The organism is Streptomyces roseus, assembly GCF_001044425.1.
In the GTDB taxonomy this organism is placed as follows: Bacteria; Actinomycetota; Actinomycetes; order Streptomycetales; family Streptomycetaceae; genus Streptomyces; species Streptomyces roseus.
Genome location: NZ_LFML01000150.1, coordinates 79,428 through 89,716, shown reverse-complemented (window position 1 = coordinate 89,716; position 10,289 = coordinate 79,428). Strand labels below are relative to the sequence as shown.

General features: G+C 71.9%; 9 protein-coding genes. 4 read left to right on the top strand and 5 right to left on the bottom strand.

Annotated elements, in window-relative coordinates; all coding sequences use genetic code 11:
• The first annotated feature begins 343 nt into the window (after window positions 1–343).
• Window positions 344–2,410 (top strand): MDR family MFS transporter, encoded by a 2,067-nt coding sequence (locus tag ACS04_RS31540; protein ID WP_048480288.1) that lies wholly within the window; start codon window positions 344–346, stop codon window positions 2,408–2,410.
• 84 nt (window positions 2,411–2,494) lie between these two features.
• On the opposite strand, the gene ACS04_RS31535 is transcribed toward ACS04_RS31540, so the two are convergent.
• Window positions 2,495–3,022, bottom strand: coding sequence for a GNAT family N-acetyltransferase (locus ACS04_RS31535; protein ID WP_048480249.1), 528 nt, complete (start codon window positions 3,020–3,022; stop codon window positions 2,495–2,497).
• A gap of 105 nt (window positions 3,023–3,127) precedes the next feature.
• Here ACS04_RS31535 and ACS04_RS31530 point away from each other — a divergent pair, with 105 nt between their 5' ends.
• Window positions 3,128–3,523 carry a nuclear transport factor 2 family protein gene (locus ACS04_RS31530; protein WP_048480248.1) on the top strand — a complete coding sequence of 132 codons (396 nt, stop codon included), beginning with the start codon at window positions 3,128–3,130 and terminating at the stop codon, window positions 3,521–3,523.
• Window positions 3,524–3,631: 108 nt separating this feature from the next.
• Here the strand turns inward: ACS04_RS31530 and ACS04_RS31525 are convergent, their stop codons facing one another.
• Complete coding sequence (locus ACS04_RS31525; protein WP_048480287.1) at window positions 3,632–3,976, bottom strand: antibiotic biosynthesis monooxygenase family protein; 345 nt, start codon at window positions 3,974–3,976, stop codon at window positions 3,632–3,634.
• 120 nt (window positions 3,977–4,096) lie between these two features.
• Here ACS04_RS31525 and ACS04_RS31520 point away from each other — a divergent pair, with 120 nt between their 5' ends.
• Window positions 4,097–6,115, top strand: a complete 2,019-nt coding sequence (locus tag ACS04_RS31520) for a bifunctional glycosyltransferase 87/phosphatase PAP2 family protein (RefSeq protein ID WP_078865551.1) — start codon at window positions 4,097–4,099, stop codon at window positions 6,113–6,115.
• A gap of 151 nt (window positions 6,116–6,266) precedes the next feature.
• Here the strand turns inward: ACS04_RS31520 and ACS04_RS37860 are convergent, their stop codons facing one another.
• Window positions 6,267–6,668 carry a DUF6193 family natural product biosynthesis protein gene (locus tag ACS04_RS37860; RefSeq protein WP_158977725.1) on the bottom strand — a complete coding sequence of 134 codons (402 nt, stop codon included), beginning with the start codon at window positions 6,666–6,668 and terminating at the stop codon, window positions 6,267–6,269.
• Window positions 6,669–6,814: 146 nt separating this feature from the next.
• Window positions 6,815–8,059 (bottom strand): cytochrome P450, encoded by a 1,245-nt coding sequence (locus ACS04_RS31510; protein WP_048480246.1) that lies wholly within the window; start codon window positions 8,057–8,059, stop codon window positions 6,815–6,817.
• Between the two features lie 241 nt (window positions 8,060–8,300).
• Between ACS04_RS31510 and ACS04_RS31505 the strand changes: the two genes are divergently transcribed.
• On the top strand, window positions 8,301–9,470 hold the full coding sequence (locus tag ACS04_RS31505; protein WP_048480245.1) for a steroid 3-ketoacyl-CoA thiolase: 1,170 nt from the start codon (window positions 8,301–8,303) through the stop codon (window positions 9,468–9,470).
• A 197-nt stretch (window positions 9,471–9,667) separates the two neighbouring features.
• On the opposite strand, the gene ACS04_RS31500 is transcribed toward ACS04_RS31505, so the two are convergent.
• The gene (locus ACS04_RS31500; RefSeq protein ID WP_483414642.1) at window positions 9,668–10,072 is read right to left on the bottom strand and encodes an aggregation-promoting factor C-terminal-like domain-containing protein; all 405 of its coding nucleotides are present in this window, start codon (window positions 10,070–10,072) and stop codon (window positions 9,668–9,670) included.
• Window positions 10,073–10,289 lie beyond the last annotated feature (217 nt).

Here is a 10,289-nt window from a genome sequence, read left to right as displayed (position 1 = left end):
GTCCTCTCCCGGGGGCGTCGGCGCGCCGCCGGCGCACCCGCCCGGGGGCCCGGCCACGACCCCCCGCACCGGCTGCGGGGGCGGCGGGCCCTCGGCCTGACCCGGCTCGGGGAGCGTCACGTACGGGCGGACACGCAGTGGCTCGAAACCGGCCCCCGTCGCGCACTCGCAGTCGGCGCCCACGGCGTCGCATTCTGGACAGCGCTCAGCGCTCACTGGAATCCCTCCCTGGCCATTGCCTGCGATTATGCAGACCCTCCGGGGCCCGCCCAACCTGCCCGAGAGGCCATATCCGGCCACACCGCTCAGGATGGACATGTTGATCCGGCCCGAGGAGGAGCGGATGGCCCAGGATGTGACCACGGACCCGGCGGGACCCGTTCCCGGCCCCCCTTCGTCCGGCCCGGCCGCCGAGCACGCCACCCGCGACGTCCTCGTCTCGATCGGGGCCCTGCTGCTCGGCCTGCTGATCGCCGCCCTCGACCAGACCATCGTCTCGACGGCCCTGCCGACGATCGTCAGCGAGCTGGGCGGGATGGAGCACCTGTCCTGGGTCGTCACCGCCTACATGCTGGCCGCCACCGCCGCCACGCCGCTGTGGGGCAAGCTCGGCGACCAGTACGGGCGCAAGAAGCTGTTCCAGGGCGCCATCGTGCTCTTCCTCATCGGATCGGCGCTGTGCGGGCTCGCCCAGGACATGCCGCAGCTCATCGGGTTCCGTGCCCTCCAAGGCCTGGGCGGCGGCGGACTGATCGTGCTGTCGATGGCGATCGTCGGTGACATCGTCCCGCCGCGTGAGCGCGGCAAGTACCAGGGCCTCTTCGGCGCCGTCTTCGGTGCGACCAGTGTCCTCGGACCGCTGCTGGGCGGCGTGTTCGTCGACAACCTGTCCTGGCGCTGGGTCTTCTACATCAACCTGCCCATCGGTCTCGTCGCGCTCGTCGTCATCGCCGCGGTCCTGCACATCCCCGTGCGGCGGTTGAAGCACACCATCGACTACCTCGGCACCTTCCTCATCGCCTGCGTCGCCACCTGCCTCGTGCTCGTCGCCTCCCTCGGCGGCTCCTGGGGGTGGGGCTCGGCGCGGATCGTCGGGGTGGCCGTCCTGGGTGCCGTGCTGCTCGCCGTGTTCCTCCTCGTCGAGCGGCGGGCCGTCGAACCCGTCCTGCCACTGGGACTGTTCAGGATCCGCACCTTCACCCTCTGCTCGGTGATCAGCTTCATCATCGGGTTCGCGATGTTCGGCGCGATGGTCTACCTCCCGACGTTCCTCCAGGTCGTCCAGGGGGTCTCGCCCACCCTGTCCGGCGTCCACATGCTGCCGATGGTGCTCGGCATGCTCATCGCCTCCACCGCTTCCGGCCAGATCGTCAGCCGCACCGGCCGCTGGAAGGTCTTCCCGATCGCGGGCACGGGCGTGACGGCGGTCGGGCTGCTTCTGCTGCACCAGTTGCAGCGCACCAGCGGCACCTGGGAGATGAGCATCTACTTCTTCGTCTTCGGCACCGGACTGGGTCTGGTCATGCAGGTGCTGGTCCTGGTCGTGCAGAACTCCGTCAGTTACGCCGACCTCGGAGTCGCCACCTCCGGTGCCACCTTCTTCCGCTCCATCGGCGCCTCCTTCGGCGTCGCGATCTTCGGCACGATCTTCACCAACCGGCTCGACGCCAAGCTGGCCACCGCTTTCGCCGGGCTGCCGGTGCCGCCCGGTACGGCCGCGCTGGTGGAGGCCGATCCGCGGGCCATCGGACAGCTGCCCGCCGGGCTGCGCCCGCGCGTGCTCGACGCCTACGCCTCCTCCATCACCGACGTCTTCCTCTACGCCGTGCCCGTCGTCCTCCTCGCCTTCGCCATCTCCTGGTTCCTCAAGGAGGACGTGCTGCGCGGCTCGGTCACCGCGCCCGATGTCACCGAGACCCTCGCCTCCAACCCCGTCCACCGATCCTCGCACGAAGAGGTCGCCCGCGCGCTGACCGTCCTCGGCACCCGCGAGGGCCGCCGGCACGTCTACGAGAAGATCACCGAGAAGGCCGGCCTCGACCTGCTGCCCGCGGCGAGCTGGCTCCTGCTGCGGATGAAGAAGTACGGCTCGGCCGAGCCCGCGATGCTCGCGGAACGGACCACCGTGCCCCTGAAGGTGATCACCGAGGCCGCGCGCCAGCTCGAAGGACGCGGACTGGCCGTACGGGACGGGCTGCCGCTGGTCATGACCGAGCGCGGCCGGGAGGAGGCCGGGAAGCTGGCCGCGGCCCGCGAGGAGTCGCTCGCCGAACTGCTCGGCGACTGGTGGGGCCCGGACCGGCCGACCGACCTGGTCGAGCTGGTCAAGGAGATCAACGCCGAGCTCTGCGGATCAGACGCCGAGGAGCCCTTCGACGCCACGGCCCGCCGCGACCACGCGGCGCGCTGACCACGTCCGACCTCGACGCCGTGACCGGGCTGCCCCTCGGGGGCCGCGGATCTCGCGCCCGCTTCTGACCTGAAGCGGACCGGCTCAGATCAGGCGCTTCTCGAACCAGTGCTCCGCGTACGGGCCCGCGTTGTACGGCGGTATCTCCGCGTAGCCCTGGCGCGCGTACAGGGCCCGGGCCTCCACCAGGTCGGAGCGGGTGTCGAGGCGGACCCGCTCGGCGCCCAGGGCGCGGGCGGCCGCCTCCAGGGCCGTGAGCAGCGCGGCCCCGCCGCCGGTGCCGCGGGCGCGCGGGTCCACGTACACCCGCGTGAGCTCGGCGGTGACGGGGTCGAGCAGCCGTATGCCGCCGCAGGCCCGGGGCGCCGCATTCAGCCGGCCGACCACGAAGTCGCCCGTGGGCGGGGTGAGGCCGTCCGCCGGATCGTCCCGCAGGCCCTCATCGATCTCGGCTTCCGTGGCGGGCCGTTTCCAGTACCGGCCGGCGACCTCCGCGTAGTACGCGCGGCGCAGCGCGGTCGCCTCCGGCGTGGCGAAGTGCTCGGCGGCGACGGTCCAGTTGACGGCTGCCGCGGGGACGGTGGTTCCGGTGCTCGTGCTCTTGATGTCCATGGCGCCATTGTGGAGTCCGCGCTCCTCCCGCCGCGTGGAATATCCACAGGTACGGGCCGATGATAGGAAAAGACGCACATCACCCACACGGAGGGCGTGACAGCCATGTCCGAGCACCCTGACGCCGCCCTGATCCGCCGCGGCTACGAGGCCTTCGGCGCGGGCGACATGGAGACGATGGGCACGCTGATGACGGCCGACGTCATCCACCACGTCCCGGGCAGCAATCCCCTCTCCGGGCACCACAAGGGCCGGGACGCCGTCCTCGACCTGTACCGGAGGCTCGGCGAGGAGACCAAGGGCACCTTCCGGGTCGAACTGCACGCGGTGCTGGTCGACGGGCGGGGCCACGTCATGGCCTTCCACACGGCCCGCGGGGACCGCGGCGACCACGGGATCGAGATCCAGGGAGGCCTCTTCTTCACGATCGTCGGCGGGAAGATCAGCGACATCGACGAGTGCACCCAGGACATCGACGAGGAGGACCGCTTCTGGGGCTGACGGCTGACCTCCCGGTCCGGCGGCTGACCTCCCGGTCCGGCAGCCGACCCCCGAGCGGCCGGCCTTCCCGCCCGCTGCGGCCGCCGACCTCCCCGCCCCGCCCCCGCCTCAGCCCTGCGGCTTCGGCGCCGCCTGCTGCACGACCTCGAACGACCACACCGTCGACCCCGAGGCGGCCGGCTTCGGGCGCGCGCCGCCGCCCTCGCCGCCACCCTGGCCCCCGCCCTGGTGCGCCGCCTTCATGGGCCCCTCCATCCACGCCTGGAAGTCCTCCTCCGACCGCCACCGCGTGTACACCAGGTACTGGTCCGTGCCCTCGACGGGACGAAGCAGCTCGAACCACTCGAACCCGTCCGAACCCTCCACGGCGCCCGCCCGCGAGGCGAACCGCTGCTCCAGGACTTCCCGCTGCTCAGCGGGGACGGTCAGCGCGTTGATCTTCACGATGCTCATGCCCGCCATCCTAGGGATCCCACGCGGGATATCGTCGACCCAGGTAATGAAGTGGTGCATGAAACGCGGCAGCCAGGCGAAGTCAAGGTTGCGGTCAACAGGGCGGGAGGCCGGCGAGGCGTGGCTAACGCGGCGGAGCACAGTGGTGCGAACGGACATGCCGGGGTCATAGGCGGTAGCGGCAGGCTGGGGGCGGCGCGGTTCCTCCTGTGGGCACTCGCCGGTGTCCTCGCCGTCAGACAGGCCGCCTCGGTCCTGCGCGTGCCACCGGGCGAGTGGCTCAACGAATTCCGGCTCCCCAGCGGCTTCCCCGGCTCGCTGTACGACGGCGGCCAGTTCACCGGGACCCCCTTCGCCGGGCTGGTCCTCAAGCCGTTCCTCGGTCTCGCGGCGCCCTCCCTGGAGGTGGCCTGGACCTGCGTGACGCTCCTGTTCGTCGCCGCCATCGGCCTGGTGGCCGCGCGCGGCCTGCCCGACCCCGTGCCCCGGCGCACCGCGCTGCTCGCCGCGCCCGTGCTGGTCGGCCTGATGATGGTGTCGCTGCCGGTCCGCGCGGCCGCCTCGCCCGGCCAGACCGCCGTCCTGCCCGTGCTGCTGGTGCTGCTCGCCGTGTTCCGGGTCCCCGGCGAGCGCCCGGCCGGGTTCCTCGTCGGCCTCGCCGCCGCGCTCCAGCCGACCCTGCTGCTCTTCGCACCGCTGCTGTGGCTCACCGGCCGCCGCCCCACCGCCAAGGCCGCCGCCGTCACCTTCGCCGGGGCCACCGCCCTGTCCTGGGCGGCCCTGCCGCGCGACTCCTGGACGTACTGGGTCCACCACCTCGCCGGCACCGGCCTCGGCGGCACCCCCGACGATCTGGCCAACCAGTCCGTGCACGGCGCGCTGCTGCGGCTCGGACTGACCGGCCCCGGCGAGATCCTGCTGTACGCGGCCCTCGCGGCCGGGATCGGCTGGGTCGGCCTGCGCCGCGCCGCCCGCTACGCCCGCGACGGCCAGCTGCTCCTCGCCGTCGCCGTCACCGGCTGCGTGGCCGTCGCCGTGGTGCCGACCGGCTGGCGCCACCAGCTGCTGTGGGTGCTGCTCGCGGTGGCCGGCAAGGTCGGCAAGCGGGCGGCGGACCGGCCCGTGTGGCCGGTGGCCGTGGTGCTGGCCATGACCCTGCCCGCCGACGTGCTGCTGCCCAACCTGGCCGCGCTGGCCCCCGTACGGGACAACGTGCTGCTGCTCGCCGCGCTGGCGGCCGCCTGCGCCGTACCGTTCCTGCCGCGCTCCTCCCCGTACTGGCGCGAGCCCGTCCCGACCGCGTACGGCCGGCCCGTCGCCGCCCGCTGGTCGCGGGTGCCGCTGATGCCGTTCTGGCGGCGCGTGCTCTCGCGCCCCAACCTTTTGCTGGAGTTGCTGCTGATACGGGTCGGGTACTCCCTGTACTCGCACATCCGCGCCGCAGCGCCCAGCAGCCGCAGCCTCGCCGAGGGGCACGGCAGCCAGATCCACGCCATCGAGCGGGCGCTGGGCCTCGACATCGAGCGCGCCGTCAACCACGCCGTGGTGAACACGCCCTGGCTGGAGAAGTTCTTTAACTTCTACTACACGTCGTTCCACTTCGTGGTGCCGCTGACGATCCTGGCGGTCCTGTACTGGCGCAGGCCGGGCGACTACCGCTGGGCGCGCGCCTCCCTGGGGCTGGCCACCGTCCTCGCCCTCATCGGCTTCTGGCTCTACCCGCTGGCGCCGCCCCGGCTGATGCCCGGGCTCGGGTTCATCGACACCGTGCACGGGCCGCAGGACCTGGCCCATCCGCAGTACGGGGCGATGACCGCCATCTCCAACCAGTACGCGGCGATGCCCTCGCTGCACTTCGGCTGGTCGCTGTGGTGCGGGATCGTGATCATCATGCTCGCGCCGAAGGGCTGGCAGAAGCTGCTGGGGGCCCTGCACCCGCTGATCACGGTGTGCGCGATCGTCGCCACCGCCAACCACTGGGTGCTCGACGCGGTCGGCGGCGCGGCCGTCGTGAGCGCCGGGTTCGGGCTGGTCTACGTACTGTCGGGCCCGCGCGGTGCCGTCCTGCCGGGCGGGCTGAGCGTGCCGCGGCCGCGCGAGCCGGAGCGGGTGGTCGCGGCGTCCCGCACGCGGGCATAGGGAGCGCGGGGGCGCCGGGGTCCGTACGCGCGGGGGGCGCACGCCGAAGGGGTGCCGGGGAGGGTCTCGCACCCGTCCCGGCACCCCTTCGGTGGATCGTCGCGTGCTGTCAGGATCCGCCGGGTGCGGCCCGCGCGCCAGCCGGGGCCGCTCAGGCGTCCGGGTCCGGGTCCGGGTCCGAGTCCGAGTACGGGGCCTGGGCCAGGCCCGCCACCACGAGGGCGACCGCCGCCCGCGCGGTGTCGGCCTCGCCGATCACGAGCTTCCGGGTCGGGCTCAGGACCTGGAACCGGCCGCCCGGCAGCGGCTCGACCGCCGGCGCCACCACCTCGAACGGGTGGCTGGTGCGGGCGCTGAACCACAGGGTGAAGCGCGTGGTGAACGGGTAGAGCCGGCGCAGTGACGGTTCTGCGGAAGCGGCCTCGATGAGCGCGAGCACGCCCCGGCTCAGGACCGGGGAGCCGCCTCGTTCGTGCATCAGCCGCCATGTCGTCGGCAGGCGCTGCCAGCGCGCTTCCACGCAGTCGGCCGCCCCGCTTGCCTGAAGATTCATCCGCGCAGTCTGACGGCAGGCCGCCCCCGGGACAATGCCCCGGACACGAACGGACCCGGGCCGGAACGCGGCCGCGCGTACCGACGACGGCAGGGGCCGGGGCGTGGGAGGTGCGGCCCCTGCCGTCGCGGACCACGGGCCGGCCGTCAACCGTGGCTGACCCGGAGCTCCTTGATGCCGTTGAGCCAGGCCGCCCGCAGCCGCCGCGGCTCCGGTCCGGCCAGCCTCAGGTCGGGCAGCGAGTCGGCGAGCGCGTTGAAGATCAGGTCGATCTCCATGATGGCGAGGGACTTGCCGAGGCAGAAGTGCGGGCCGCCGCCGCCGAAGCCCAGGTGCGGGTTGGGGTCGCGGGTGATGTCGAAGCGGTCGGGGTCGGTGAACACCTCGGGGTCGTGGTTGGCGGAGGAGTAGAACAGCCCCACGCGGTCGCCCGCCCTGATCTTCCGGCCGCCGATCTCGGTGTCCCGGGTGGCGGTGCGCTGGAAGGAGACCACCGGGGTGGCCCAGCGCACGATCTCCTCGGCGGCCGTGGCCGGCCGCGTCGCCTTGTACAGCTCCCACTGTTCGGGGTGGGTCAGGAAGGCGTGCATGCCGTGGCTGATGGCGTTGCGCGTGGTCTCGTTGCCCGCGACCGCGAGCAGCAGCACGAAGAAGCCGAACTCGTCGGAGCCCAGGTTGCCCTGGCCCTCGGCGGCCACGAGCTGCGTGACGATGTCCTTGGCCGGGCACTCCTTGCGGGCCGCGGACAGGTTCATGGCGTAGCCGATGAGCTCCATCGCGGCGTTGGAGCCGACTTCCTCGGTGATCGCGTACTCGGGGTCGTCGTACGCGATCATCTTGTTCGACCAGTCGAAGATCCGCAGCCGGTCCTCCTGCGGCACGCCGATCAGCTCGGCGATGGCCTGGAGCGGAAGCTCGCATGCGACCTGCGTGACGAAGTCGAAGCTGCCGTCGCCCGAGGCGGCAAGCGCCTGCGCGACGATCTTCCGGGCCCGGTCGCGCAGGGCGTCCTCCAGGCCGCGGATGGCCCGGGGGGTGAATCCGCGCTGCACGATCTGCCGCACGCGGGTGTGTTCGGGCGGATCCATGTTCAACATGATCAGGCGCTGGGCATCTATCTGCTCGCGCTGGATGTGCTCGTTGAAGCGGATGATCGCCGTGTTGGTGGTCGAGGAGAACAACTCGGGGTGCGTGGAGACGTACTTGACGTCCGCGTGCCGGGTCACGACCCAGTAGCCGTCGTCGTCGAAGCCGGTGACGCCGCGCCGCTGGGGGCACCACCACACGGGTGCGGTCTGCCGCAGCCGGGCGAACTCGGGGAAGGGGACGCGGTCCTGGAGCAGGTCGGGATCGGTGGCGTCGAAGCCTTCGGGCAGCGCGGGACACGACATCGGGCGACTCCAAGGTCTGACGGCCCATCAGAAGTTGGCTTGAAGGTAGTAACGAGTTCTAGAAGTGACAAGGGTCCTCACGTCAACTGTTGCGTGTGGAATCCGTGTAAGGCGCGTGCAAGACCCTTGCGTGCGGGGGTCACAGGTCATAAGACTGCGGGGAGAACTAGAACGCGTACTAGTTCGGGCGGGGCGCCGGGACGGCCCGCCGGGCCGGCACAGTGCAGGAGAGGACGAGCTCATGGCCGCGGAACCCGTCATCGTCGAAGCCGTACGCACTCCCATCGGCAAGCGCGGGGGCGCGCTCGCCAACCTCCATCCCGCCTACCTGCTCGGTGAGACGTACCGCGAACTCCTCGCCCGTACCGGAATCCAGCCCGACTGCGTCGAGCAGATCGTCGGCGGCACCGTCACGCACGCCGGTGAGCAGTCCATGAACCCGGCGCGCAACGCCTGGCTCGCCATGGGCCTGCCGTACGAGACCGCCGCGACGACCGTGGACTGCCAGTGCGGCAGCTCCCAGCAGGCCAACCACATGGTGGCCAACATGATCTCCGGCGGGGTCATGGACATCGGCATCGCCTGCGGGGTCGAGGCCATGAGCCGGGTGCCGCTGGGCTCGGGATCCAAGCACGGGCCGGGCAAGCCCTTCCCGGACGAGTGGAACGTCGACCTCCCCAACCAGTTCGAGGCGGCCGAGCGGATCGCCCGCCACCGGGGCCTGACCCGCGAGGACGTCGACCGGCTCGGGCTGCTCTCCCAGGAACGGGCCGCGGCCGCGTGGGCGGAGGAGCGGTTCAAGCGGGAGACCTTCGCCGTCCAGGTCCCGACGACGGAGGAGGAGCAGGCCGCAGGTCAGGGCATGTGGCGCCTGGTCGACCGCGACGAGGGCCTGCGGGACACGAGCATGGAGGCGCTGGCCCGGCTCAAGCCCGTCATGCCGACCGCCGTCCACACGGCCGGCAACTCCTCCCAGATATCTGACGGGGCCGCCGCCGTGATGTGGGCCTCGCGCAAGATGGCCCGGGCGCTCAAGCTGAGGCCGCGCGCCCGGATCGTCGCCCAGACGCTCGTCGGCGCCGACCCGCACTACCACCTGGACGGGCCGATCGACGCGACGCGGGCCGTGCTGGGCAAGGCCGGGATGTCGCTGAAGGACATCGACCTGGTCGAGATCAACGAGGCGTTCGCCTCGGTCGTCCTGAGCTGGGCCCAGGTCTTCGAGCAGGACCTGGAGAAGGTCAACGTCAACGGCGGCGGCATCGCGCTCGGCCACCCCGTGGGCGCGACCGGGGCCCGGCTGATCACGACCGCGCTGCACGAGCTGGAGCGCCGAGACAAGGAGTTCGCGCTGGTCACCATGTGCGCGGGGGGCGCGTTGGCGACCGGGACGATCATCCAGCGGCTGTAGGCGGCGCTGTAAACGGCGCTGTAGGCGGCTCGGGAGACCGCCAAGAGGCCGTCAGGTGGCCGCGGGCGCCGATCCGCCGGCCGCACAGACCCTGTGGGATGGGAAACAGAAGGCCCCGGCGGCCGGACCTGGGGAGGTCCGGCCACCGGGGCCTTCGCACGTCGTGCTGCCCGCGTCGTCGGGCGGTCACTGGTGGCTTAGTACCAGTGGTGGGCCTGCCAGAAGTTCCAGGCGCCGACGGGGCTGCCGTAGCGGGAGTTCATGTAGTCCAGGCCCCACTTGATCTGGGTGGCCGGGTTGGTCTTCCAGTCCGAGCCCGCGGAGGCCATCTTCGAGGCCGGCAGGGCCTGGACCAGGCCGTAGGCGCCGGAGGAGGCGTTGGTGGCGGTGTGGTTCCAGCCGCTCTCGCGGTAAACGATGTTGTTGAACGCCGCGAACTGCGCCGGGTCCTTGATCATCTGCTGGGCGATCGCCTTGGCACTCGTCGGGGCCGCCTGGGCGGGGACCGTGGCGAGCATGGTGCCGGCGACGCCCAGGGCGACGATCGAACCGGTGAGGGTCTTCTTGGAAGCGGCGATGCGGCGGATGACGGACTTCGACACGGAGGAAACCTTCCGACGGGGACACGGGCGGTCGCCGCACGCCGAAGGCATGCGTGAGCCACTCACACGGTGGAGAGGGGTTCGTCGGGCGGGGGGGGCGAAGGGCCCCGCCGCCGTGGCGACATCACCAGTTAGCCAGGTCGGCGCAGCGCTGGCAAAGGCCTCTGTTACTAGCCTTCCTCGCAGCGGGGGGCTGTCGGGCCCCGGTGGGTGCGTG